The 24822-nt window shown below is 61.6% G+C and carries 19 protein-coding genes; 6 read left to right on the plus strand and 13 right to left on the minus strand.

The genetic code is table 11. From position 1 onward, the window contains the following. Window positions 1-27: 27 nt before the first annotated feature. Window positions 28-1101: a 6-phosphofructokinase gene (locus tag HZ994_03465; GenBank protein QTN31423.1), complete on the plus strand. Its 1074-nt coding sequence runs from the start codon at window positions 28-30 to the stop codon at window positions 1099-1101. 9 nt (window positions 1102-1110) lie between these two features. Here the strand turns inward: HZ994_03465 and clpB are convergent, their stop codons facing one another. The 8 genes from clpB to HZ994_03505 form a co-directional block, all read right to left on the minus strand. Further along, the gene (clpB, locus tag HZ994_03470) at window positions 1111-3684 is read right to left on the minus strand and encodes an ATP-dependent chaperone ClpB (GenBank protein ID QTN31424.1); all 2574 of its coding nucleotides are present in this window, start codon (window positions 3682-3684) and stop codon (window positions 1111-1113) included. A gap of 160 nt (window positions 3685-3844) precedes the next feature. Further along, entirely contained in the window at window positions 3845-4231 is a 387-nt protein-coding gene (locus HZ994_03475; GenBank protein ID QTN31425.1) for a hypothetical protein, read from the minus strand. After that, entirely contained in the window at window positions 4228-5367 is a 1140-nt protein-coding gene (locus HZ994_03480; GenBank protein ID QTN31426.1) for a homoserine O-acetyltransferase, read from the minus strand. Before HZ994_03480 ends, HZ994_03475 begins: the two co-directional genes overlap by 4 nt. A 61-nt stretch (window positions 5368-5428) precedes the next feature. Further along, window positions 5429-6487 carry a ribonuclease D gene (locus tag HZ994_03485; GenBank protein QTN31427.1) on the minus strand — a complete coding sequence of 353 codons (1059 nt, stop codon included), beginning with the start codon at window positions 6485-6487 and terminating at the stop codon, window positions 5429-5431. Window positions 6488-6802: 315 nt separating this feature from the next. Further along, window positions 6803-7498 (minus strand): DUF1080 domain-containing protein, encoded by a 696-nt coding sequence (locus tag HZ994_03490; GenBank protein QTN31428.1) that lies wholly within the window; start codon window positions 7496-7498, stop codon window positions 6803-6805. Between the two features lie 43 nt (window positions 7499-7541). After that, complete coding sequence (locus HZ994_03495; GenBank protein QTN31429.1) at window positions 7542-8954, minus strand: family 10 glycosylhydrolase; 1413 nt, start codon at window positions 8952-8954, stop codon at window positions 7542-7544. 13 nt (window positions 8955-8967) lie between these two features. Next, the gene (locus HZ994_03500; protein ID QTN31430.1) at window positions 8968-9330 is read right to left on the minus strand and encodes a zinc ribbon domain-containing protein; all 363 of its coding nucleotides are present in this window, start codon (window positions 9328-9330) and stop codon (window positions 8968-8970) included. Window positions 9331-9446: 116 nt separating this feature from the next. Beyond that, complete coding sequence (locus HZ994_03505; GenBank protein ID QTN31431.1) at window positions 9447-11204, minus strand: chloride channel protein; 1758 nt, start codon at window positions 11202-11204, stop codon at window positions 9447-9449. Between the two features lie 160 nt (window positions 11205-11364). On the opposite strand from HZ994_03505, the gene HZ994_03510 reads away from it, so the two are divergent. Then, on the plus strand, window positions 11365-12867 hold the full coding sequence (locus HZ994_03510) for a peptidase S10 (GenBank protein QTN31432.1): 1503 nt from the start codon (window positions 11365-11367) through the stop codon (window positions 12865-12867). A gap of 6 nt (window positions 12868-12873) precedes the next feature. Here the strand turns inward: HZ994_03510 and HZ994_03515 are convergent, their stop codons facing one another. After that, complete coding sequence (locus tag HZ994_03515; GenBank protein ID QTN31433.1) at window positions 12874-13782, minus strand: LysR family transcriptional regulator; 909 nt, start codon at window positions 13780-13782, stop codon at window positions 12874-12876. A gap of 91 nt (window positions 13783-13873) precedes the next feature. On the opposite strand from HZ994_03515, the gene HZ994_03520 reads away from it, so the two are divergent. Next, window positions 13874-14908: an ABC transporter substrate-binding protein gene (locus HZ994_03520; protein QTN31434.1), complete on the plus strand. Its 1035-nt coding sequence runs from the start codon at window positions 13874-13876 to the stop codon at window positions 14906-14908. A 196-nt stretch (window positions 14909-15104) separates the two neighbouring features. Continuing rightward, entirely contained in the window at window positions 15105-15512 is a 408-nt protein-coding gene (locus tag HZ994_03525; GenBank protein ID QTN31435.1) for a hypothetical protein, read from the plus strand. Between the two features lie 170 nt (window positions 15513-15682). On the opposite strand, the gene HZ994_03530 is transcribed toward HZ994_03525, so the two are convergent. From HZ994_03530 to HZ994_03540, 3 genes are all read right to left on the minus strand, one after another. Next, a complete protein-coding gene (locus tag HZ994_03530; GenBank protein QTN31436.1) occupies window positions 15683-17305 on the minus strand; it encodes an ATP-binding protein in 1623 nt (540 codons plus the stop codon). Window positions 17306-17317: 12 nt separating this feature from the next. After that, entirely contained in the window at window positions 17318-18076 is a 759-nt protein-coding gene (locus tag HZ994_03535) for a PspA/IM30 family protein (protein ID QTN31437.1), read from the minus strand. A 194-nt stretch (window positions 18077-18270) separates the two neighbouring features. Then, a complete protein-coding gene (locus HZ994_03540; protein QTN34306.1) occupies window positions 18271-19413 on the minus strand; it encodes a Gfo/Idh/MocA family oxidoreductase in 1143 nt (380 codons plus the stop codon). A gap of 108 nt (window positions 19414-19521) precedes the next feature. On the opposite strand from HZ994_03540, the gene vsr reads away from it, so the two are divergent. Both vsr and HZ994_03550 read left to right on the plus strand, forming a co-directional pair. After that, complete coding sequence (gene vsr / locus HZ994_03545; GenBank protein QTN31438.1) at window positions 19522-20037, plus strand: DNA mismatch endonuclease Vsr; 516 nt, start codon at window positions 19522-19524, stop codon at window positions 20035-20037. Between the two features lie 370 nt (window positions 20038-20407). Then, on the plus strand, window positions 20408-22984 hold the full coding sequence (locus HZ994_03550) for a cytochrome c (GenBank protein QTN31439.1): 2577 nt from the start codon (window positions 20408-20410) through the stop codon (window positions 22982-22984). Between the two features lie 4 nt (window positions 22985-22988). Here HZ994_03550 and HZ994_03555 read toward each other — a convergent pair whose 3' ends face one another. Beyond that, window positions 22989-24773 (minus strand): SLC13 family permease, encoded by a 1785-nt coding sequence (locus tag HZ994_03555; protein QTN31440.1) that lies wholly within the window; start codon window positions 24771-24773, stop codon window positions 22989-22991. Between the last annotated feature and the right edge of the window lie 49 nt (window positions 24774-24822).

Genomic DNA, 24822 nt, shown 5'->3' on the forward strand with positions numbered 1-24822 from the left:
TACCGTTGGAACCTGAAAATTGAACCTATGAGAATCGGAATCCTGAACAGCGGCGGCGATTGCCCAGGGCTCAACGCGGTCATCCACGGTGTCGTCGGCGCGGCGGATCAGCTCGGCTGGGAGGTCATCGGATTCAAGGACGGTTTTGAGGGTCTGCTGCCGCCCGGCGATTTCCGCATCCTCAAGCCCGCCGATACAATAGGCATTCTCAAGCTGGGCGGGACCATACTCGGTTCCACGAACAAGGGCCATTTCGCGGCGAAAATCGGTGCCGGGGATGTCGCGGAGGTGCCTGCGGAAATCGTCGCCCGCGCGAAATCGACGATGGAGCGCATGGACATTTCCGCCCTCGTCATCGTCGGAGGCGACGGCTCGCTGACCACAGGCCTCCAGCTTTTCCGTGCCGGCTGGCCCATCGTCGGGGTGCCGAAAACGATCGACAACGACCTCTGCGCCACGGCCATGACCTTCGGTTTCGACAGCGCGGTGACGACGGTTGTCGATGCCCTCGACCGGCTCAACACCACGGCGGAATCACACAAGCGGGTGATGGTGCTGGAAGTCATGGGAAGGCACGCGGGCTGGATCGCGCTCTGGGGCGGGATGGCCGGTGGCGCGAACGTCATCCTCCTGCCTGAAATCCCCTTTGACCTCCAGACCGTCGCCGATTTCATCAAACAGCGCGACGCGCGCGGACAACACGCAACGCTCATTGTCGTGGCGGAGGGCGCCAGGATGCCGGATGGCGGGCTGGTGACCACGGCGCAGAATTGTGGAGGCGAAGTCCGACTCGGCGGTATCGGTGAGCAGGTTGCCCGCAGCCTCCAGGATCTGACCGGAAAGGAAACCCGCTCGACCACCCTCGGCCACCTGCAGCGCGGCGGCGCACCGACCGCCTTCGACCGCATCCTTGGGATGCGCTTCGGAGTGATGGCGGTGAACCTTGCCGCGGAAGGCAGCTTCGGGCGCATGGTTTCCTACCAGGCATACCATGTCGATTCGGTTCCCATCGAGGATGCGGTCAACAAGCTCCACCTCGTGGATCCCGAAGGAGAAGTCGTCCAAGCCGCCAAGGCGGTCGGGATCTGCATGGGGGACTGAGAACGGGAATCATTTCCCGAACACAACCCCGCCGTCCTTCATCTCCGCCCTGATCACATCCCCATCGGTGAATTTCCCTTCGAGGACATCGAGGCTGAGCGGATCCAACAGAACGTGCTGGATCGCGCGCTTGAGCGGCCTGGCTCCATAGACCGGATCGTATCCCTGGTTGCCTACGTATTCCTTCGCCTCTTCCGAAAGCGCGAGGCCGAGGCCTTGTTTTGCGAGACGTTTGCGCACGCGGTCGAGCTGGAGATCGACGATGCTGGTGAGATCCTCGCGGTTGAGGCGGTCGAAGATGACGGTCTCGTCGATGCGGTTGAGGAACTCAGGGCGGAAATGCCCGCGCAGCGCCTCCATCACCGCGGCCTCGCGCTGCTCCGCGTTCTCCTCGCCTAGGATGAACTGGGAGCCGATGTTCGAGGTCATGATCAGCACGGTGTTGCGGAAATCGACGGTGCGGCCCTGGCCGTCGGTGATGCGCCCGTCGTCGAGCACCTGGAGCAGGACGTTGAAAACGTCCGGGTGAGCTTTCTCCACCTCATCGAAAAGGACGACGGAATATGGCTTGCGGCGGACGTGCTCGGAGAGCTGCCCGCCCTCATCGTAGCCGACGTATCCGGGCGGTGCGCCGATGAGCCGGGAAACACTGTGTTTCTCCATGTATTCCGACATGTCGATGCGCACCATCGCGGCCTCGTCATCGAAGAGGAACTCCGCCAAGGCCTTGGACAGCTCGGTTTTCCCGACCCCGTCGGGGCCGAGGAAAAGGAAGGAACCGATGGGGCGGTTCTCATCCTGCAAGCCCGCACGGGCGCGGCGCACGGCGTTCGCCACCGCCTTGATCGCCTTTTTCTGGCCGATGACCCGATCACCAAGCCGCGCCTCCATGGAGACGAGTTTCTGCTTCTCCCCTTCCTGCAGGCGGCTGACCGGGATGCCCGTCCATGAGGAAACCACCCGCGAGATATCCTCTTCCGTGACCTCTTCCTTGAGCATCGCACCGTTCTTCTGGAGATGGGCGAGGCCTTTCTCCGCCTCCTCCAGAGCCTTCTGCGCCTCCGGCAAATCCCCGTAGGTGATCTGCGAGGCGCGGGTCAGGTCGCCGATCCGCTGCGCCTTCTCCACATCCGTCTTCAACGAATCGATCTTCTCCTGGGCGATGCGCACCTGATCGATCACCTCCTTCTCGTTGCGCCACTGCGCCATCTTTCCGGAGGATTCCTCCTTCAGGTTCGCCTGCTCCTCGATGACCTTTTCCAGCCGTGCTGCGGATGCCTTGTCGCTCTCTTTCTCCAAGGCCTTTTTCTCCATCTCAAGCTGCATGATCTGGCGCTCTAGCACGTCGATTTCCGTGGGCATGGAGTCCAGCTCGATTTTCAGGCGGGAAGACGCCTCGTCGATGAGATCCACCGCCTTGTCCGGCAGGAACCGGTCTGAAATGTAGCGATCGGAAAGCACGGCCGCCGCCACGATGGCTCCGTCCTGGATGCGGACGCCGTGATGGACTTCGTAGCGCTCCTTGAGGCCGCGCAGGATGGCGATGGTGTCCTCCACGGAAGGCTCACCGACCATCACCGGCTGGAAGCGCCGCTCAAGCGCCGCATCCTTCTCGATGTATTTCCGGTATTCATCCAGAGTGGTCGCTCCGATGGTGTGAAGCTCGCCTCGCGCGAGCTGGGGCTTGAGCATGTTCGCCGCATCCGCCGCGCCCTCCGCCGCGCCCGCGCCGACGATGGTGTGCAGCTCGTCGATGAACAGGATGATCCTGCCCTCGGACTCCGTGACCTCCTTCAGGAAGGCCTTGAGCCGTTCCTCGAACTCACCGCGGAACTTCGCGCCCGCCAGCATCCCGGCGAGATCGAGGGCGATGACCTTCTTGTCCTTCATCGAGTCCGGCACATCCCCGGAAACAATGCGCCGCGCCAACCCTTCGACGATGGCGGTCTTGCCGACACCCGGCTCGCCGATGAGCACCGGGTTGTTTTTCGTGCGGCGGGAAAGCACCTGCAGCACGCGGCGGATCTCGTGGTCGCGGCCTATCACAGGATCGATCTTCCCGGCACGGGCGCGCGCCGTCAGGTCCGTCCCGTATTTCTCGAGCGTCTGATACTTGCCCTCCGGATCGGCATCAGTCACCTTCTGCGATCCGCGTATCTCCTTCACCGCCGCCTCCGCCTTCTTGTCATCGAGGCCGGCATCCTTGAGCAGCTTTCCTGCAGGCGAATCCCCTTTCAGCGAGCCTAACAGAAAGTGCTCCACCGACAAAAAATCATCGCCCATCCTCTCGCGGATCTTGTCGGCGGCATCCAGGCTGGCGCGCAGCCCGGCGCTGATCTGCGGTTGGGTCGATGCTCCCTGCACGCTGACCTCCCTGGAGAGCGCTGCAGCGGTCGCCGCCTTCAGCATCGGCACATCCACCCCCGCTTTCTGCAACACCGGCACGGTGATCCCGCCCTCCTGCTGGAGCAGGGCGAGCAGCACGTGAGCGCTCTTGAGTTCCGGGTGAGAGGATTTCGAGGCAAGCCCCTGCGCGGACTGGAGCGCCTCCTGGAGTTTCTGGGTGAGTTTGTCGAGTGCCATGGATTTGGGAAAACGGGTTGTATCCGGCGCCAGCCCTAACAGCTGTTACCACCGTGAATCTTATCCAAAAAAGCCATCCCCGCAAGCCCACACAGGCTGCGTATCTTCGCGGAAATGGCGCAGGGATTCGCGCGGCGGCATGATGCGCGGGCGGGAGCTTTCAGCAGTCCTCACGGATGCGGCGGACACGCTCCTGGGCCCAGGCGCGGTAACAGCGGAGGAGGACGGAGATGCAGACCAGGGTGACGGCTGTTTCCAGGGCGGGTGCGATGCCGCGCGGGCGGGTGCCGACGATGAATTGGGCGAAATCCGGGAAGTTCAGCACGCCGCGCCCGAAGCCAAGGAGGGCAAGGACTCCGCCGCCGATGATGCCGTGCCATGGCATTCCCAGGGTGAAGAGCCCGCAGATCAGGAAGCCCCCACCGAGGGTCAGGGAGCCGAGCAGGAAGGCCGTGCCCGCTTCCTTTTCGAGGCGCATCGTCCCGAGCATACCGAGGCCGATGATGATGGCGGCGGCGAGAAAGAGGGCGGTGCGGGCGGCTTTCATCGCAGCGCCCAGGAAATGTGTGGGGTGTAGAGATCCGGCTCCAGCAGGAAGGAATCGTGCCCTTTGTCGGAATGGACGGTGATGTGCATGACCGCGACGCCGGCGGCCTCCAGATGGCGGACAAGCTCGGCCTGCTCCTCGGGGTAGAAGCAGAAGTCCGAGTCGATGGAGAAGACCAGCCACTTCTGGCCGGCCTCGCGGCACGGTGCGAAGAGGCCTTCCGGGCTTTCCGCACCGCCTTCGGCAAGCGCGTCGAAACGCGACCACAGGTCGATGATGCGGAGGTAGGTGTTCGCATCGAAACGGCGGACGAATTTTTTGCCCTGGTGGAGCATGTAGCTCTGGAACTGGTCCTGGACGCGGTACCAGGCCAGGATGTCATCGGGCTGGACGACGTCCTGGCGGGCGCGGTTCTCGAAGGAATCGAGGTGGACGAAGGTCTTGTGGGAAATCATCCGGGCAAGGGCCAGGCCGTAGAATGGCGGCTTGGTGTCATAGAAATCCCCGCCGTTGAAATTCGGGTCGTTCTCAATCGCGAGGATCTGCTCGAAGAGAATGAGTTTGTTAAGGACGGTGGTGCGGAAGCCCGCAGCGATGTCGATGACGGTTTTGACGCGCTCCGGCAGGCGAGTGGCGAAGGCGAGGGCGATGAGGCCGCCGACGGATGGGCCGACGAGGGCGTGGAGCGTCGGGATACCGAGGGAATCGAGAAGGAGGGCGGTGGCGTTGACCTGATCGGTGGCGGAGATGGATGGGAAAGCGGCACCCCAGGGTCGGCCGGTCGCAGGATTGGGGGAGGCGGGGCCGGTGGAGCCGTAGCAGCCGCCGAGGTAATTCGGGCAGATGACGAAAAGACGGTCGGTATCGATGGCCTTGCCCGGACCTATCATGCTTTCCCACCAGCCCTCGTGGAGTTCCGGCTGCCAGAGGGCGCCTGTTCCGGGGATGCCGGGATTGTGGCCTGCGGCGTGGTGGGAGCCGGAAAGGGCGTGGAAAAGCAGGACGGCATTGGAGCCATCCGCATTCAGCTTGCCCCATGTTTCGTAGGCGATGGTGATGCCTGGAAGCGTTGAGCCATCGCGGAGGGCGAAGTCTACCGAGCTCTCGAAAAACCTTGTCTGGATGTCGGCGGGCATGGGCGTAAGATCGGGAAAGGGGCGGTGAGCGTCCAACACGGAAAACCGGGAGCGGTGAAAATCAGAGCTCGAGGAGATCACGCTGCCATTTCATCAGCAACTCTTCCGGCTGTGCCTCGCCGGCGGGAAAGGATTCGATGACGCTGCGGGAGGCGATGAGCGAACCGTCGATGCCAAGCTCGGAGGCGATCCCGTTGCGGCGTGCGATCATGGCGTCTACCCGCTTGTCGAACTCCCGGTCGCGCTTGCGGCGTTTCGTGACCACGCGTGCCGGCCATTCGGATTTCGGGAGATCCCTGAGGCCGGAGATCGTTTCCCGGAGGCGCTTGACCCTGTCACCGCGGAAGTGGTGGGGGAATTCGATGTTTTTCCGCTCGGCGAGAAGCATGCTCCATTCGATGAGGTTGCGGTTGGTGGCGACCATGAAGGAGGGCTTGTCCCATGACTCCGCTTCCTTGTCGCGCCAGTTCCACAAGGCGCGCAGGCAGGCGAGCCCGAAGGGATCGAGCTTTCCGCTGCCGGAGATGCGCCATTGGTCTTCCTTGGAGTCGTCGCGCTCCGCGACCTTGGCCCTGGCGCTTTCGCAGCTCTCGGTGAACCATTCGTGGCGGCCTTTTTCCTTGAGCCGTGCGACGATGATACCACCCATTTCCAGGAGGTAGCGGACATCGTTGAGGGCGTAGTCGATCATTTTTTCAGAGAGCGGGCGCTTGCCCCAGTCGGCCTTCTGAGAGGATTTGGAGAGGACGATGCCGAAGTAGTGCTCGACGAGGTTGCCGAGCCCGAACTTTTCGACCCCGAGCAGGCGTGCGCCGATCTGGGTGTCGTACACGGTGGGCGGTAATTCACCGAACTCCCGCTTGAGCATGGTCATGTCGTAATCGGCGCCGTGCATCCAGACGGTGGCATCCCTGAGGTATTCCTTGAGGGGTGACATGTCCTCGATGGCGAGCGGATCCATCAGCACGCAATCCGGTCCGGCAGTGAACTGGATGAGGCAGAGCGACTCGCTGTAGCGGTGCAGGCTGTCAGCCTCCGTGTCGATGGCGCATACCTTGCGCCCGTCCGTTTTTTCGCAGCTGCCTAGGAAAGTGGCAAGTTCTGTGGTGGTTTGGATCATGGCAGCCGCTTGGAGGGCTGGGCATCAAATGGGATAGCGGCATGGAAAACAACGGAAATATCCGTTTTGAGAGCATTTTCATCCGAACACGCTAACAGGACTGGGGACGGGCAAAAAAAAAGGCCGCCGGGGCACCCACCCCGACGGCCAAGCTGAACAACTTCAACACACCCGAAGGTATCTGAGGCTGACAACTGCTGTTCACCCTTACATGAAAACACGGGCTTGCGCCCGGCCTTCAGTGAATTCAGACCGCCTGTGATGGAGTACGTTCAAAAAAAATCTCAAAAACCGAGAGTCTCCCGCCGGGGTGGGTCATTTCGGAGGGTTGATGAGGATCTTCATGTTGCGGAAATCGCAGCCATCCTGGTGATCCGTGAGCATGATGTGGCCCTCGATCTTCTTGCCGAAGCCTTCTGCCCCCTTGAATTTGCTCTTGGCGATGGCGGCCATGAGCTCAGGGCTGCCGAGCTCGTAGCCGAGGACGGGCGAGCCGTTGACCCAGTGCTCGACGCTGTTGCCACGTACGATGATGCGGGAGCGGTTCCACTCCCCGACAGGTTTGAGCAGCTTGTCGGGGGAAGGGGCGACGATGTCATAGAGGGCTCCGGTCTGCCGGTTCGCCCCCTTTTTCGCATCGGGATGCCCCTTGTCGTCCAGAATCTGGAATTCCGGGCCGGGTGCCTTGGGGCGGGATTCATCCACGAGATACTTGATCCCGCTGTTGCCCTTTTCCGAGATGCGCCATTCCCAGATCAGGAAAAAATCGTTGTATTTCTTTTTCGTCACGATGTCCCCGCCTTTGACACCGGGCAGTTTCTTGAGGATGCCCTGATCGACCTTCCAGCCCTCTCCGGGTCTTGCATCGGAACCGAATGCACGGAAATCCGAGAGATCTCGGCCATTGAAAAACAATTTCCAGCCGGCTGCCTTTTCCTCGGGACTAAGGGTGTTGTTGTCAGAGGCAAGGGCGGGAATGGTGAATAGCAGGCAGAGCAAAATGCGTTTCATATCTTGGAAAATGCAATGCTGGAGGGGAGTTGTCGATGCGGAATCATGGTAGGCCGAGGACTTTCGGGGCGGATGCGTTGCCGTAGCGATCCAGGCTGGAGAGGGCGATGGAATTCGCCCTGGGGATGGATACCGACCCTCGGCCGGCCGGGACGATGGCCACTGTCCGCCATGATGAGCCGTAACGCGCCTGCACCGCAATCTTCGATGCGCCCGCCGGGGCCGTCCAGCGGATGCGGGTGTCCGCGCCCTCGGCGGAGGCACCTGCCTGCGGCTGGGCGGGCGTGGTTTTGTTGATCCATGGCATGGGCGGGACGGCGACAGCCTGGGTGTAAACCTTGGAGAGTGCGGTGCTGATGCCTCCCTGGTTTTTCGTGAGTCCCTTTGCGCTCCAGTGGATGTGACCCACCCAGTTCTTACCGATTTTCCGGGAAAGGTCGATCTGGTTGATGATTTCCGAGGCTGGCCTCCCCGGGTCTTCCGAGGACTGGATGCGCGTCGTCGCGATGCCGGGCCAGACCGGGCGGCTGCCCTGCTGCCGCCACCATTCGAGCAGGGCGCTGTAACTCTGCTTCTGCGGGGAAATACGCCAGTAGAGCTGCGGGGCGAGGTAATCCACCCAACCGTTCCTCAGCCATTTCCGTGAGTCCCCTGCGAGATCCTCGTATGAATCGACACCTGCCTCGATCCCCGCAGGAACGCCCGGACGCCAGATGCCGAAGGGGCTGATGCCGACTCGCACCCAGGGCTTCTGCTTTTTCACCGTGGAGTAGAGTTGGCTTACGAAAGCATCCACGACGGCACGGCGCTGGGCGGGGGTTTTGCCATCCACGAACGTTTGGCCGGGCAGCGGATAAGGGTAGAAATAGTCGTCTAGGTGAACCCCATCGATGTCATAGCGGCGGACGACGTCGCTGATCGCGGCCAAGGCCCTGGTGCGGGTCTCCGGGTGGGATGGGTCGCACCACAGGGAGTCCCCGTAGCGCTTGATCATGTCCGGCCTGGTGCGGCTGACGTGGCTCGCGCTGCGGGAATGGGAGGTGTTGGAAATGGCGCGGAAGGGATTGAACCATGCATGGATCTCGATGCCGCGTGCGTGACCTTGCTGGATCCAGTAGGCCAGAGGGTCGTAGCCAGGGGATTTCCCCATCGTGCCGGTGAGCCATGGCGACCACGGCTCCAACGAGGATGCGTATAGGGCATCCGCGTGCGGCCTGACCTGGAGTATCACCGCATTCATTTTCAGGCTGGCGAGCCTGTCCAGGATGGCGCGCGCCTCGGCTTGCTGAGCGGATGCGCCCAGACCGGATGCGGAGGGCCAGTCGATGTTGTAAACCGCCGCCACCCATGCGGCGCGGAATTCGCGCGTGATCTGCGGCGGCCTTTCAGAAACCGGAGAGTAGTTCTGGGCGCAGAGCGGGAGGCTTGTAAGGATGATTGCTGGTATGAGTTTCATGGATGACAGGAGGCTAGTAGGACGATTGCTGCAAATCCTGCATGATCCCGATGAAGTATCGTGCGAGTTCGATGCTTTTCAGGATGGAGATCCACAACAGCCAGGAAAGGATGAGGATGGCGATGGAATTGATGATTTTCCAGCGCAGGCTCATCTTCGGATGCCAGATGATCTGCGGCAGCGCCAAGGGAGGGATGCTCAGCACCACGATGACGATGGCCGCCGTACGGAAATACCACGGGAGCTGATTTTTGGCGGGGATCGGCGGCGGATTGTGGTGGGCTGGGCGCTTGGACTCATCGAGGAATTCGCCGCAGTGCTTGCACTTGACGGCCTCGTCCTGGATTTCCTCGGCACAATACGGGCATTTTTTCATGGTCTGGGTGGGCGGCGATTTTCACAAGCGCGCACGGCCATTTATCCCGCGATCCCCGCAGCTTGCGAGAAAATCCCGAGTGGTAACCAATATCCCGGCGGGGGAATTTCACTCCACTACCCCTCCGCCGCGTTCTGTTGGCGGGCGATATCGTTGAGGGTCAGCCAGCCAAGGAGCTTTCCTGGATCTGCAATGCTGACGACGGGAACCTGCTGGAAGTCCTTCTCGATCATGCAGTTCGCAGCATCCCTGATTGAGGTTTCAGCTTGGACGGACAGGGTTTGCCGGCCGGCGATGATTTCCGCGACCGAACCAGCATCCCCGCAGCCCATGATCTCCTTTTGTGTGACGACTCCGGCCAGCCTGCCCGCATCATCGACGACGGGATAGGCATGATAGCTCCGGTTTTCCACCCTGATTCGCTTCAAGGCTTCGGCCGGCCTTTCCAGCAACCCTATGGTGAAGACATCATGGGTCATGATCGATTGCACCGGCAGCTTCCGGTAATCCTGCACGCCACGGTAGGCGGGGAGTTTCCGCAGAGAGATGCCGTCCTGAAGCAGCAGCGCATTGTAAATGCTGACCGGCTGGAGGTGCCGGGCGATCTGCCAAGCCAGGACATTGCCCGCCATGAGCGGCAGGATCAGGGAGTAGTTTCCCGTCATTTCGAAAATGATGATGAGCGATGTGAAAGGGCAGCGGACGACGGCAGCGAACATCGCCCCCATGCCCAGCAGAACGCAGCCGCCTATGACGTTACGATCCGTGGGGAATGCCGGTATCCACGGATACATGTGTTGGAAATCGGCCAGCCCCACGCCGATCAGGCCGCCGAGCATCCCGCCGAGGAAAAGCGTGGGCGAGAACAATCCGCCGGAGCCGCCGGATGCGTAATTGATGACAACCGCAAGGAACTTCATGACCAGCAGCGTAGCGAGGATCCCCACCGTCAGCTTGTCCTCGAAGGCCGCCTCAAGGCTCTCGTAGCCAATGCTGAAGACGGAATTCTGCGCATCCCCCAGATGAGCTGTCAGGTAAAAGGCGCCCAGCCCCAGCAATCCGCAGGAAAGCCCTCCGAGCGCAGGGTTCACCCATGCGGGAAAGAGCTTCCCACCCTTGAACCGCGACCGCAATTGTAGTGTGCTCCTTACGAAAAAATGGCCGATCAGCCCGGCCGCTAGCCCGAGGGGCAGCGCCACAAGCATCCATGCGGAGGTCTCGTAGTCTCCGGAAATTTTCGCCATCAAGACCGGATCCTCCCCGAGTATGGTGCGTGAAACCGCCGCCGCGATGACCACCGCGATGACCATCCCGCCGATCGCCTTCATCGAGAAATCATCCAACAGCTCCTCGAACACGAAGGTCAGAGCGGAAAGAGGCGCATTGAAGGCCGCAGCGATCCCCGCCGCCATCCCGACGGGTAGCATGGACTGGATGCGCGCGGGATCGTTGAACGCCCAGCGGCCTATCCGCGAGGAGATCGCCGCGCTGACATGCACTGTCGGCCCCTCGCGCCCAAGGCTATTGCCGAGGCCGACGTAGAGTGTGCCAAGTATGAAGCGCAAGATCCCCGCCCTGCCGGAGACTTTGCCGCCCTTGTTATAGTATGCAGCCTTTGTCTGAGGTATGCCGCTGCCCGCCGCATCCGGCGCAAAACCCTGCACCGCAATGCCTACAAGAAGACCGGCGAAAGTCGGTGCGGTGATGAGTATCGCACAGAATTCCAAAGGGTCCCGCCCTTGAGCGAAATGCCAAAGCCAATCGAAAAGCCCGTCGATGCAAAGGTGGAAGGCAACAGCAGCAAGACCGCACAGGAGCCCGGAAAGCACGCAGAGGGCGAGGAAGCGCTGGTTGTCGCTCAACCTGGCCCGCATCCAATCGGGCAATGTTCTTTTGATCCAGGGACTCATCCGGCGAGCCTGCGATAACACGCACAGCGCCCCTTGGCCAGCATGGCTTTGGTCTTCTAACTGCAGCAAATCACCGATGTTCCCACTTTGCAAAATCCGTTTCCGGGCGATGATCTGCCCGCACATGATCGCAAAAACCAGAACACTCCTGCTCCTCCTCTGCGTGCCTTTCACCGCCCTGGCCCAGGATCCCCCCACGAAAAAGGAGAACGATAAGAAGCAGGAGGCCGAAGCACCCAGGGAGCCAGTCTCCAAGGAAGGGAAGGTCAGCATCGCCGGGAAGGAGATCTCCTACACAGCCACCACAGGGAAAATGCAGCTCCGCGATGACAAGGGCAAGCCGAAGGCCTCCGTCTTTTACGTAAGCTACACCCGCAGCGGGATCAAGGATCTCAATGGGCGTCCTGTGATGTTCGCATTCAACGGCGGCCCCGGCTCCTCGGCGGTCTGGCTGCACCTCGGCATCCTCGGGCCACGCCGCATCGACATTCCCGGCGACGGCACGCTTCCCATCGCCCCACCCGCCCGGCTCATCGACAACGAATTCAGCATACTCGATGAGTGCGACCTCGTTTTCATCGATCCTGTCTCCACCGGATACAGCCGCGCCGAGGAGGGCGCGAACGTGAAGGACTTCCACGGAGTGGAGGGTGACATTGAGTCCGTGGGCGATTTCATCCGCATCTGGATCACGGAGAACAAGCGTTGGGGATCGCCGAAATATCTGTGCGGGGAGTCTTACGGCGGCATCCGTGCAGCAGGGCTTTCGGCTCATTTGCAGAACCGCTACGGGATGAGCCTCAACGGGGTTGTATTGCTTTCCTCGCTGCTGGATTACCGAACCATCATCGGGGCACAAGGCAGCCAGCTTTCCTACCAGGTGTTCCTGCCGACCTTCGCGACGGTGGCTCATTTCCACAAAAAGGTCTCCGGGGATCGCGCCGAACTGATCAAGGAGGTGCGGGAGTTCGCGTTCGGCGATTACGGGCTGGCCCTGATGAAAGGCAGCGAGCTTGGGGCGGAGGAAAAGGCTGGGATCGCCGGGAAGCTCGCTGGTTTCACCGGGGTTGGGGCGGAAACATGGTTGAGGAAAGAGCTGCGCATGGATGCCACCGAGTTCCGGGCCGAGCTGCTGAAGGCCGAGGGCAAGGTGATCGGGCGCTTCGACGCCCGCGTCGCGTGGGACTCCACGGATCCCGACTCGCGCGGGGCTGAATACGACCCTTCCTACTCGCTGGCCATCGGCGCGTTTTCCACAGCCATGCTCACCTACCTCGGCGAAGAGCTCGGCTGGAAGGAAGACCAGCCCTACGAGGTGCTCACCGGGGTCGGCCCATGGAAGTATGGGGCGGAGAACCAGATCGTGAACATGACCGGTAGGCTTTCCCAGGCACTGCGTGACAACCCGGAGCTGAGGGTTCTGGTGATGGGTGCGCATGCGGATCTTGCGACTCCGCCGGAAGGTGTGCCCTACTCGCTTCGGCAGGAGGTAAATCTCCCGGAATCCCTGCGGAAACAGATTTCCCACGTGGAATACGATGCCGGGCACATGTTTTACCTCAACCCGCCGGATCTGGTGAAATCCCGCAAGGATCTCATCGATTTCCTGGCTGCCGGGAAGCATTGAGCCACTTCAGCCCGGCATGTTGCCGAAAGCCATTTCGCACAGGCCGATGAAGGATTCCCCGACGAGGCTGGGAGCTCTCTGCGTGGAGTGGAAAACACCCCACTCCCGCCGGATGCGCGGCTCGCGGATTGGCACTGCACAGAGTGTCCCGTCGGCGATCTCCCTTGCGGCTACCCATGGGGCGACGATGCCCACCCCGGTGCCTAGCTTGGCCATCTCCTTGAGCGCCTGCATGTCGCCGAGCACCAGGGGCTTCCTGATTTTTCCGGCCATGCGCTCCATCCAGTCCTCGATGAGGCGGTGGGTCTCGGTCGCGCGGGCGTAGATGATGAAATGCTGGTCGCCGAGCGCATTGAGCATGTCATCCTTGTTTGCCGCCCACGGGTGGAAGGGCGAGACGACGAACGCCAACTCGTCGGTGAACATGGCCCGGTAGCCATCCCCTCCGTGGTTCTTCGGCTTCAGGCCTACGACAATGTCCAGCTCACCCTGGTCGAGTTTTTCCAGGAGCATGGTCGTATCGCCCGCGTCGATGTTCGGCTCGCACCTCGGGAAGCAGTCGCGGAACTCGCGCAGCACGCTGGGTATCAGGAAATGGCAGAGGCTGTGGGGCGCGCCGACCCGGATGCAGGTCTGGCCCCAGCGCCTCAGTCCGTCAAGGTCGCGTGTCGCCCCTTCGATCTCGTGGAGGATACGGCGGCAGCGGCGGAGCAGGATTTCGCCTTCCGAGGTGACCGCCACCCGTTTCCCCGATCGGTCGAGCAGCTTGCAACCGAGCTGATCCTCGAGCGTCCGCATCGAGTGGCTGACGGCGGATTGCGTGACGAACAGCCTCCTGGAGGCCAGGGTGAAACTCCCCTCCTCCGCCACCGCCACGAGAGCGCGCAACTGGCGCAGGTCAGGTACCCAGTCCATAGGAAATTTCACTCATCGCACGAATGCCGAAAACAAGCACCGCGTATGCCAAAGGCGCGGAATTGGCATTCGATCCGCTTATCACCCGCCCATGCGGCCATTCAACTCGAACCATAAGAAAACTCAGACGATCCGGCTCGGCTACGTCCCGCTCAACGATTGCGCCCCCCTGGCGGTGGCGCGGGAGATGGGGATTTTCGAAAAGCACGGCCTGAACGTCAGCCTACACCGTGAGCTGGGCTGGGCCACGATCCGCGACAGCCTCTTCTACGGGGAGCTGGATGCCGCGCAATCCATCGCCGGGATCGCACTCGCGCTTGGCTTCGGGCTAACCGACCTGCGCTGCGAGGTTTCCGTCCCCCTGATCCTCAATCTCCACGGAAACGCGATCACGCTCTCCTCCCACCTGCCCCATGATGAGATCGGCGATGGCTCAGGGCTGAAGGGATACCTTGCCCGCCATTGGAACAAGGAACGCCCGTTCACCCTTGCCACCACCCACCGCTTTTCATCCCACAGCGTGCTGCTCCACGCATGGCTGAAGCGCCACAACCTCGCGGATACCGACATCGAGATCATTGTCCTCCCCCCTTCCCTCATGCCGCGCCATCTCAGTGCCGGACACATCGACGGTTACTGCGTCGGCGAGCCATACAACTCCGAATCCATACTCGGCGGCTTCGGGTGGTCTCCCGCCACCTCTGCGGAACTCTCCTACGGGCATCCGGAAAAAGTGCTGTTGCTATCCGCCGAGTTCACCAAGGAGCGGAAGGCGGAAACCGTCCGGCTCGTCGCGGCTTTGTTAGAGAGCTGCAAGCTCTGCCAGGATCCAGCATTCCGGGAAGACCTAATCAACATCCTCGCACAAAGGCAATACACCTCCGCCAGTCCGGAAGTCCTCCGCAACAGCCTGGGTGAATCCTTTTTCACCGGGAATACGCGTGTGTCAGCCTCCTCGTTCCATATCTTCCATGGCGATTCGGTCAACCGCCCAACCACCGACAAGGCATCGTGGATGCTTGCAGGGCTTCGCAGCGCGGGGAGTCTCCCCGAGGCTTCCCTGGGATCGCTTTCCCGGCTCTACCGCGAGGATATCTACATGGCGGCCGTGGCGGCTACGCCGTAAAGGTGGGTGCAAGGACGGTGTCGGACGGGTCTCGGCATGGGGAGGAACATCTGAACAACCTGCGCGCGTCGGTGCTCTCCGACTCCGCTTAGCGCGATCTGGAACAGCATCTAACCGGTCTTGTGAACCCGGCCTGATCGGAAACAACGCGATGCGAATCGTCTTCTCAGCATAGCACCTGATTTTAGGATGCGGCATGTTGGAACTGTTGGAACAGGCGCTACTGCCTTTCAATCTGCCCCTCACCATCGCTTTGGGGGCTGTTATGCTGTTCTGGCTCGTCGTCCTGCTGGGTTTCATCGGCATCGACACCTTCGATGTCGATCTCACTCCTGAGGCGCTGGATGCCGAAACCTTTTCGCTGCCAGACCTCATCGGCAAGCTGACCAACGCCGCCGACATCCCGGTCACCATCATCATTAGCCTTTATACGCTTTTTCTCTGGATGGCGTCCCTCCTTGGAAACTATTACCTCAATCCCATGCAATCGAACCTGATCGGACTCGCCATCCTTGGCGGCGGGCTTTTCGTCTCGCTGGCCCTCACCAAGGCCATCACCCAGCCGGAGGTGCGGCAGGGGAAGGATGATGGGGATAAGGAGTGAAGATTACGGAACCACGGAAGGAAGAAGACGGGACTTCTGTTTGAAGAAGGAGGAACCACGAATTTCACGAATGATTTGGATCTCAAGGATCCGCTCTTCAAGATTCGTCCAATTCGTGAGATTCGGGGTTCGTTGAGTCTTCTTCCTTCCGTGTGTTCCGTGGTCAATTTTCACTCCCTGAAAACCTCCGGGACGAAGCGCAGCTCGGTGGCTTCGCGGACGGCGAGGCCGATTTGGAAACGCATGATTTCCTCGCTGACCGGCGCCTGGTAGTCGGCGAGGGTCTCGATGAGGGCGTCGGCGGGGCTGGTTTCCCGGGTGAGGACTTGGCGGGCGATTTTCACCGCGATGGCTTCTGCGGCACCGGGGGTGAGCAGGGCGGGCATGGCGGCAGAGGGGGCTGCTTCGGGCAGGTCGATGTCGCGCTGGCGGCAGAGGGCGCGGATGAGGCTGTAGGATTCAGCGTCATTGGCGGTGGGGAGAAGCGGGATTTTCACGTCGATGCGGCCCGGGCGCTTGAGATCGACCTCGATCAGGTCCGGGCGGCTGGAGGCCAGCAGCCAGAGGATTTTCCCGCGGTTCGAGGGCTCGCTCATTTCCTTGGCGATCATCGCATAGACGCGGCCGGAGAGGCCGCCGTCGTTGGCGCCGCTGTCGCGTTTGCCGAGGATCTGGTCGGCCTCGTCGATGAAGACGACGCAGCGGCCAAGACCCTGGAGCAGGCGGAAGATGCGTTCGAGGTTCGCCTCGGTGCTGCCGACCCAGCGGTCGCGGAAATTGGCGATCTTGACCACGGGCACGCCCGCTTCCCCGGCGAGGCAGTTGGCGAAATAGGTTTTCCCGGTGCCGACAGGCCCGCAGATGAGGTAACCCATCGGCATGGCATCGGTGGCGCCGCGCCGCCAGAGCGCGAGATCCTCCCGCACCCATTTCTTGACGGCTTCCATGCCGTGGAGGTCGTCGAGCGTGCGCTTCGGCGGGATGAATTCGATGAGCCCCTGGCACTCGCGCTCGACCATGGATTTTTTCAGCTCGCCGAGATCGCGGGCTTCGATGGGTTTCCTGCCGTGCTCGCTGCGGCGGGCGATGCGGCGGAGGGCGGAAAGGGTGGTGCCTGCGAGAAGGGCGGCCGAGTGCGGGCCGTCTTCCACCAAGGTCTTCAACGCGACGGGCGTCTCCTTGGCCAGGAGGTCCAGGGTGTGGAGGATGGTTTCGGGGCAAGGCAGGGGAACCTGGATGCGGTCGGCGCGGGAGTTCTGCACCAGCATGGGGTGGAGATCGCTGAGGTTTTCCGTGATCAGGAAAGTCGCGAGCCCGTGGGCATTGAGCCGAGGGTCGGCGGCCCAATCGCGGATCTGCAGGGCGGTGGCGGTGCCGCCCGCTCCGGCGGGAGCGACGAGATGCGCCTCGCGAAGCAGGAAGGCGACGCCGATGTGGCGGCCGCCGCCGCTGTGGAGGTTGGAGCAGAAGCGGAAGTAGTGGCTGAGAAAGGAAATGGTTTCGGCGGGATCGCGCGGCAGGGCGCGGTCGCGGGCGGTGGGCCATTGCTGGAATGTTTCCCGCCCGCGCTCGATGCGCAGACCCGCGCCGATGTCGTAGCTGAGGACGACATCGAAGGGGGCCAGCAGGCGGGAATCCAGGAATTCCGTTAGAGAACCGAGCCTCGCCGGGTTGTCGCCTTTCTCATCGATCAGGAAAAAGTCCTGCACATTGCCATGGAGGATGAACTGGCTGGAGGCGTCGCTTTCATAGAGCGCGGCCAGCTCCCGGGTCCATGGCGTCGGGTTTCCCATGACGGGGGAGGATCAGGCGTTGGCTTCCGGCTCGGAGGCGCCCATGGATTTGCGGACGGGGCTTTCCTCGGCGGTCTTGGGGGGAGCTCCGGGGATGTCGAGGCCTTCCGCCGCGGCGAAGTCGGCGAGCGCCATTTCCTCGAGGGCGGATTGCTCCGACTGCATCGCCTCGATGCTGGAGAGGTTCATGGAATCGCGGGCGACGCGGGCGCGGCCGGCGGCGGAGCTGCGCTGCTCCTCGACGATCTCGCTGAGGCGGTTGAGCGTTTCGCCGCCGCTGCCGAGATTGGTGACAAGGCCGGCGGCCATCTCGTTGAGTTCGGCGGTCGCTTGCTTGATCTGGACTTCTTTGAGCCCACGGGAAAGTTCCTCGATCTTCCGTTTCGCCTCGTTGACGGAGACTTCGCGGGCTTTTACGAGTTCGTTGTAGGTTTTTTCCGCCTCGGCGAGTTGCTGGCGGTTCTCATCGAGTTCGCGCTTGGCGGTCTGGTAACGCATCGCGAGCTGGCCGGCGAGGGTCTGGTTGTTGGCGCGGATGTTGGCGGCGGTCTTGGCCCGCAGTTCCTCGCATTCCTTTTCAAGGCGGCGTGTCTGGCCGATGAGCTTTTCGCAAAGCCCGGCATGGGCGGCGAGGCCTTGGTTGTATTTCGCGATCTGGGTGCGGAGATTTTCCTTCTCCAGCTCGAGCAGGGCTTCAGGGTTCTTTTTCTCCAGGCCGCTGACGAAGAGGCCGAAGAATCCGCGCACGATGTTGGATAGTCTGGAGAACATGCTGGTGAGGTCTTGCAATAGGAAAGGGCATCGCCAGGGGCATGCCAAGGCATTTCGGTGGCGAACGCGAAGAGGCGGTTAGGATCCCGGAGTCGGCCCCTGTGGCACCGGGACAAGCCCAAAATTCGCGTTGGATCGCCATGGCAAGGACGTCATGCCATCTGGCGGGGTCGCGAAGGATGCCCTACCAATGCTCACACCTTCGTCCAAGCCCCGTTCGCCTTTGATGATTTCACAGCGGCCTCGATAAAGGCCATGCCCGCCACGCCGTCATCGACAGTCGGGAAATCATAGGCGTCCGCTCCCTTGAAGTTTCCTTCGGTGGCGTCGGTGATGGCCTCGGCGGCGGCGAGATAGACGTTGGCGAAGGCCTCGATGAATGCCTCTGGGTGGCCGAAGGGAAGTCGGGTGTATTTCGATGCTTCCGCCCCGTTGTAGCTGTTGCCGCGGCGCCAGATTTCACGGGGTTTGTCGGCGAATTTCACGATGAGCTCGTTCGGATGCTCCTGGTGCCACTCGATGGATGCCTTGGTGCCGTAGATGCGGATGTTGAGGTTGTTCTCGTCCCCGGTGGAAATCTGGGAGGCGTAAAGCACTCCGCGGGCTCCGCCCTCGTAGCGGCAGAGCATGGAGCCATCGTCATCGAGCTGGCGGCCGGGGATGAAAGTGTTCAGGTCGGCGGCGATTTCCTCCAGCTTCAGGCCGGAGATGTATTGGGCGAGGTTTTCCGCATGGGAGCCGATGTCGCCGATGCAGTTCGATACCCCGGAAATGGATGGATCCATGCGCCAGTTCGAGATCGCGCCGCCGGAGGAGGAAGCTTCCTCGTAGGCACCGATAGCGTATCCCTGCGGATATTCGGCGACGATTTTGAGGATCTTGCCGAGCTTGCCATCCTTCACCATCGCCTTGGCTTCCTTGACCATGGGGTAGCCGGTGTAGTTGTGCGTGAGTGCGAAAACGAGGCCGCTCCCATCCACGATGGCCTTGAGCCGCTCGCCCTCCTCCCTGGAGAACGCGAGGGGTTTTTCGCAGATCACATGGATGCCGCTTTCGAGGAATTTCTTGGCCACCTTGTAGTGCAGGTCATTGCGGGCGACGATGCTGACGAAGTCGATGCGCTCGCCCACCGGGAGGGCTGATTCCTTGTCGGCCATTTCCTCGAAGGTGCCGTAAACCCGATCCGGGGAGAGGAAAAAGTCCTCGCCGGAGAGCCGGGATTTCTCTGGATCCGAGGAGAAACAACCTGCCACCAGCTCGATCTTGCCGTCGAGGTTCGCCGCCATCCGGTGTACGGAGCCAATGAATGCCCCGCGTCCGCCGCCTACCATGCCCATCCTGAGTTTTCTTTTCATAACCTTGCGGGCGAATCCTCCCCCATCCCCCCCGCAGCCTGCAACCCATTTTCCGTGGCAAAGTCCCCTTCCCGCCCCATCCTGTGCTTGATGGCCGATATTTTCAGCAAAGACCAGCGATCCTACATCATGTCGTGCATACGGGGGCGGGATACGAAACCGGAGGTCGCATTGCGTTCCATGCTCCACGGTATGGGCTACCGTTTCACCGTCAACGGCCCTAACAACAGAGGGCTGCCGGGCAGGCCGGACATCGTGCTGCCGAGGTATGGGACGGTGATCTTCATGCACGGCTGCTTCTGGCACGGGCATGAGAACTGCCCGGACTTCAAGATGCCGAAATCACGCCGCGAGTGGTGGCAGGCGAAGATTTCCGGCAACAAGGCCCGCGACATGCGCGTCGAAGAGGAACTGCGCGGCATGGGCTGGCATGTGGTGACGATCTGGGCATGCGCCGTGAAAAACAGCCACGCGAGGATGTGGCTGGAGACAAGGCTTCCGGCGCTGATCGGTGATGTTCCGCAGATTGCCGAAGACCCGTTGCCGAAAGTGGCGGAGGAATATGCGCCATACCGCGTCAATGGAACCGGACAAGATCCGCGTTGATGCGGCCTTCCGTACCGGATGTGTCCCCAAAGACAAATTGGGCCAGCCCGAATGACAGGCCGGCATCTACCAGATGATCTTTGGGAAGCCCTTCCAGAACGAAATTTCCATCACTCCCTATGCGCATCACGGCGATTGATTCCCCGGCTTCCGTGGCTGGCAATGCCGCCGATGGCTGTAGGAAAAGAAGCATGGGGCAAAGGCAGAGGGTGATGATTGGTGTGTGAGTGTGTTTTCACTTCACCCCAACAACACGTCGCGTCGCAGCTAGCCCTCGCGACGTGAGAAATCAAACGGCGATCATCATTTGCGGCCGGGATTCACTCTGGATTCTTTCATGGAAATGTGGATAGTCCGTCATCCCCACCTCATGTCCCCTTTTCGAATATGCCTGTTCACGCTGCTTGCGGTTTTGCCCTCATTCGCAACGCCGCTTCCGCCCAATGGCTTCGTCGAGTCCGAACAACCGTTCCTGCGCAGCGCCCTGGTCGTTTCCGAAAAGCCCCTGAACCGTGTCCGCCGTGGCGTGTTGCTGCCGCTCGGCAACGATCTCTGGACATGCTTCGATCCGGATCTCCTCCGCTATGCCGCAATCTGGAAAGCGCCCGCCGGACAAGCCCCGCTGACCATGGATTCCATGGCGGGCATTTCCTATCCCAGCGGAACCGCGAAGGCTGACACGCCGCCGAAACTGATGGGCAGGCTCATTGCATCGTCCCCCGAGCTTCCCGGTGTCGGCATCCGCAGCCTGCCGGACGGGGACGTCAGGAAAGCAGATCTGTTAGGGGGCGGGGGGAAGGTCGGCCCGATGCCTCCGGGGGCGGGTCGCTATCTCGGGCTTGCGCTTTCCGGGGATAGGGCGGCGCTGAATTACAGGATCGGCGGCAGGCTTGTCCGGGAAGGGAACCGTTCGCTGGGGCCGGATCTCATCGAGAGAATGATCGTTTTGTTTCCCGGTGCGGATCCGGTCGCCATCGGCATCGATGCTGGAAAAGGGAAAGCCGTAATGGATGGGAAGAAAGCCAGCTTGATGGTGACGTCCGGTGATATGCCCCATTTGGAAATCGAGGGGACATCCGGCTACCTTCTCAGGGAAGACGGGAAAAGGGGTGTCACCCTGCTGGTTCCTGGCGGGACGAAGGAGTGCGTCATCCGCATCCTACGCTCATCCAAGCCCATCGCATCCCCGCCTCCGATGGGAAAGGCGGCGGAGTTCCTTCCCGCTGCTGAGCCTTTTCAGGGAGAAATCAAGGTGGCCGGAGAAGCAACGCCAGAAACCGGGAAACAGATCGCCGTCCGCACGCTTCCATTGCCCGAGGAAAACCCATGGAAGCGCAGGATACGCCCCACCGACATTGCCTTCACCCAGGGTGGCGACGCTCTCATCACGACCCTGGACGGCGATGTCTGGCGTGTGAAAAACATCGGCGGAAAAACATCCGCATGGAGCCGCGCCGCCTCCGGGATCTTCGAGGCCATGTCCATCGCGGTCAATGCCAAGGGCGAGGTGTTTGTCTTGGGACGGGATCAGATCACCCGCCTGGATGACACCGATGACGACGGTTTTTTCGATGTCCATGCCTGCGCCTCCGATGCCTTCAACCAGACCCTCCACACCCGCGACTACGCCACCTCCCTGGAGCTTGATGCCGACGGTTCCTTCATTATCGCAAGGGCGGGTCTCATCGATTCCGGAAAATCGAAATATGGAGAAATGGCAGAGGATCGCGGATCGGTGCTTCGGATCAGCCCGAACGGCTTGCTTGTGACCAAGCTCGCCGATGGCCTGCGCGTTCCCTACATCGGAATGGCACCCGGCGGGGTGATCTTCGCCTCCGACCAGCAGGGCAATTTCATCCCGAGCACACCGATCCACCGGATCGGAAAAGACGTGCCCTACCTTGGCTACGAGCCATCAAATTTCCGGAAGAAGAGACATCCGGTGCCGCCGCTGCTGTGGTTCCCCTACCAGATCAACCGCTCCGGTTCGTCGTTCGCGACGCTTTCCGAAGAGGCCTTTCCTTCGCTCGGAGAGACCTTCGCCCACCTGTCGTGGAGCGGCCGGATTTTCCCCATTGTGACGCCGGGGAGAGGCCTGCCCTTTGCATGGAAGCTGCCAGCCGATTTCGATTTCCCCATCCTGGGTGCCGCGACAAATCCAAGGAACGGCAGGCTGTATGCCGTTGGCTTGGGCATCTCCGGCTATAAGCCCGAGACTCCGAGAACCGCCGGCCTTGCCGAGATCCGTGAGAGAGCCGCCATCGCCGCACCCGTCACCCTGGAGATTTCGGAAACATCCGTCATCGTGGGCTTCAGAACTCCCCTCCCCGCCTCTTTCAGCCTCATCTCCCCACGCCCGGAGCTCGATCTCTGGAACATAAGACGCACGGAGAAATACGGCTCCGGCCACTACCGCTGGAATGGGGAACCGGGCGAGCATTCCGTGAAAACCGGCAAGCTCACCATCTCCAATGACCGCACGAAGATCGCCATCGAGGTGCCCCCCATCTTCCGCTCGGACATCATGCGCCTGCGCCTCCATCTGCACGACACAGCCACCGGGGATTTGCCCTACACCATCGAGATCTACGCTCGTCCGACCCATCTTCCTGCTGCGGAAAAAGCGGATCTCGTCGCTGTTGGGAACCGCGAAAAATCCACCGCCGTCGCCATGGTGCCGGGTAGCGCAAAGACCGGCGAAACGCTTTTCAGGAACTACGGCTGCACCGGCTGCCATGCGCTGGATGGCACCAAGCTCACCGGCCCGCCGCTCAATGGCATCGCAAGCCGCCACAAGGGCGACATCGATGCTTTTCTGAAAACATCCATCATCGATCCCGCTGCGGTGATCGCGGAAGGTTATGAGCCGTCCATGCCATCCTTCGCAGGCGTCATCCCGGAGCAGGACATCCTGCATATCGTGGCCTACCTGAAATCGCTCAAATGATCCCTCAGAACGGCCAGATCCTCGGGATCAGTATCATCGCCGTCCCCCAAAGGAGAAGGCTCAGCGGCAGGCCGACCTTCATGAAATCCGAGAACCTGTAGCCGCCCGCGCCATAGACGTAGGTGTTCGTCTGGTAGCCGATGGGCGTGATGAAACTCGCGCTCGCAGCGAACATCACCGCCACGAGAAACGGGCGCGGGCTCACATCCAGCGAGAGCGCCACGGAGATCGCGATGGGCGTCATCAGGATCGCCACGGCGTTGTTGGTGACGAGTTCCGTCAGGATGATCGTGAGCAGGTAGATCCCGGCCAGGATGGCCAGCGGCCCGAGGCTTTCCATGGAGCCGACGACTGCGGCCGCGATCCACGCGGCACCGCCGGTTTTCTGCATGGCCAGCCCCATGCCGAGCATTCCGTAGATCATGAAAAGCACATCCCACTCGATGGATTTGTAGGCGTTGCGGATCTCCACGCAGCCGGTGAGGACGACGAGCACCGCGCCGATGAGAGCCGCGCTGGTGATGGAGAGGATGCCGAATGCCGCGGAAAGGACGACCGCCGCGAGCACCGATACCGCGACCGCCATCCGCGATCTCAGCGCGGGCAGGATCATCGTTTCGTTGAGGCTCAGGAAGCTCCCCTCCTCGTTGAGTTTCACGATGTTCTGCACCGGCCCCTCCATCAGCAAGGTGTCGCCGAAGGCCAGGCGCATGTCGCGGTAGCCTTCCGCGATGTTGATGCCCTTGCGGTGCACGGCGGCGACGACGATCCCGTAGCGCCTCCGGATGTTGGACTCCTTGATGCTCTTGCCGATCAGCGGGCTGCGCGGCCCGATGATCGCCTCCACGGTCTTGATTTCCTCGCCGCCGGCATCGCCGCCGCTCTTGCGGTGTATCATCCTCACCCCGGGTGCCGCCTGCATCTCGGCAAGCTGCTTCGAGGTGGCGCGGAACCACAGGACATCCCGCTCCCCCAGCGTGATTGCATCCAGCGGGATGTCTTCCACCCTGCGCCCCTGGCGGATGACCTCATAGACGATGGTGCTGTTTTGCTTGGAGAAAAGCGGATGGGCGATCAGCCGCTCCCCGATCAGAGGCGAATCAGTGGGGATTTCCACGGCGCTGGAAAATTTCCGGGTATCCTCCGCATCGAGCAGGCTGCTGACGGTATCCCTGTCCGGCAGGAAATGTCGCCCGATGAGCACGATGTATGCCGTCCCCACCAAGGCAAAGGCGATGCCCAGCGCGCTGATCTCGAAAATGCCGAACGGCGGACGGCCCTGCTTTGCGGAAAGCCCGGAGACGAGAAGGTTCGTCGATGTCCCGATCAGCGTGATCGTCCCGCCGAGTATGCTGAGGAAAGAGAGCGGGATGAGCAGCTTGCTCGCCTTCAGGCCGGTGCTCCTGGCGAAGGCCAGCAGCACCGGCAGGAAAACGATGACCACCGGCGTGTTGTTCATGAATGCCGAAAGCGGCACGACGATGAGCGCCAGGATCAGCATGGCGCGCGGCAGGGACCTGCCCGCCATCCTCTCAAAGTGCAGCGCGATCCAGTCGATCACCCCCGTCCGCGTCAACGCCCCGCCGATGATGAACATCGCGCCGATCGTCATCGGCGCGGGGTTTCCGAAAACCTCCGTGAGATCCTTTTCATCAATGATACCTGTTAGAAGAAGCACGGCCATCCCGCCAAGCGCGACGAGATCGTTGGGAAGCCATTCCTTGGCAAAGGTCACGAAAACCGCAGCAAGGACAACGAAGGTTACGATCATCTGGGTGTCCTGCGGCATGGCTTCGCGGCATAGCCTAGCGGCTTCCGGCCATGTGGCAACGAAATCG

It is taken from the genome of Akkermansiaceae bacterium, from assembly GCA_017798145.1.
In the GTDB taxonomy this organism is placed as follows: domain Bacteria; phylum Verrucomicrobiota; class Verrucomicrobiia; order Verrucomicrobiales; family Akkermansiaceae; genus Luteolibacter.

What these genes read in the sequence shown, in the direction of transcription:
- HZ994_03465 (QTN31423.1), top strand. Translation starts at nt 28, where the DNA reads ATGAGAATCGGAATCCTGAACAGCGGCGGCGATTGCCCAGGGCTCAAC.
- clpB (QTN31424.1), bottom strand. Translation starts at nt 3,684, where the DNA reads ATGGCACTCGACAAACTCACCCAGAAACTCCAGGAGGCGCTCCAGTCC.
- HZ994_03475 (QTN31425.1), bottom strand. Translation starts at nt 4,231, where the DNA reads ATGAAAGCCGCCCGCACCGCCCTCTTTCTCGCCGCCGCCATCATCATC.
- HZ994_03480 (QTN31426.1), bottom strand. Translation starts at nt 5,367, where the DNA reads ATGCCCGCCGACATCCAGACAAGGTTTTTCGAGAGCTCGGTAGACTTC.
- HZ994_03485 (QTN31427.1), bottom strand. Translation starts at nt 6,487, where the DNA reads ATGATCCAAACCACCACAGAACTTGCCACTTTCCTAGGCAGCTGCGAA.
- HZ994_03490 (QTN31428.1), bottom strand. Translation starts at nt 7,498, where the DNA reads ATGAAACGCATTTTGCTCTGCCTGCTATTCACCATTCCCGCCCTTGCC.
- HZ994_03495 (QTN31429.1), bottom strand. Translation starts at nt 8,954, where the DNA reads ATGAAACTCATACCAGCAATCATCCTTACAAGCCTCCCGCTCTGCGCC.
- HZ994_03500 (QTN31430.1), bottom strand. Translation starts at nt 9,330, where the DNA reads ATGAAAAAATGCCCGTATTGTGCCGAGGAAATCCAGGACGAGGCCGTC.
- HZ994_03505 (QTN31431.1), bottom strand. Translation starts at nt 11,204, where the DNA reads ATGCGGGCCAGGTTGAGCGACAACCAGCGCTTCCTCGCCCTCTGCGTG.
- HZ994_03510 (QTN31432.1), top strand. Translation starts at nt 11,365, where the DNA reads ATGATCGCAAAAACCAGAACACTCCTGCTCCTCCTCTGCGTGCCTTTC.
- HZ994_03515 (QTN31433.1), bottom strand. Translation starts at nt 13,782, where the DNA reads ATGGACTGGGTACCTGACCTGCGCCAGTTGCGCGCTCTCGTGGCGGTG.
- HZ994_03520 (QTN31434.1), top strand. Translation starts at nt 13,874, where the DNA reads ATGCGGCCATTCAACTCGAACCATAAGAAAACTCAGACGATCCGGCTC.
- HZ994_03525 (QTN31435.1), top strand. Translation starts at nt 15,105, where the DNA reads ATGTTGGAACTGTTGGAACAGGCGCTACTGCCTTTCAATCTGCCCCTC.
- HZ994_03530 (QTN31436.1), bottom strand. Translation starts at nt 17,305, where the DNA reads ATGGGAAACCCGACGCCATGGACCCGGGAGCTGGCCGCGCTCTATGAA.
- HZ994_03535 (QTN31437.1), bottom strand. Translation starts at nt 18,076, where the DNA reads ATGTTCTCCAGACTATCCAACATCGTGCGCGGATTCTTCGGCCTCTTC.
- HZ994_03540 (QTN34306.1), bottom strand. Translation starts at nt 19,413, where the DNA reads ATGGGCATGGTAGGCGGCGGACGCGGGGCATTCATTGGCTCCGTACAC.
- vsr (QTN31438.1), top strand. Translation starts at nt 19,522, where the DNA reads ATGGCCGATATTTTCAGCAAAGACCAGCGATCCTACATCATGTCGTGC.
- HZ994_03550 (QTN31439.1), top strand. Translation starts at nt 20,408, where the DNA reads ATGTCCCCTTTTCGAATATGCCTGTTCACGCTGCTTGCGGTTTTGCCC.
- HZ994_03555 (QTN31440.1), bottom strand. Translation starts at nt 24,773, where the DNA reads ATGCCGCAGGACACCCAGATGATCGTAACCTTCGTTGTCCTTGCTGCG.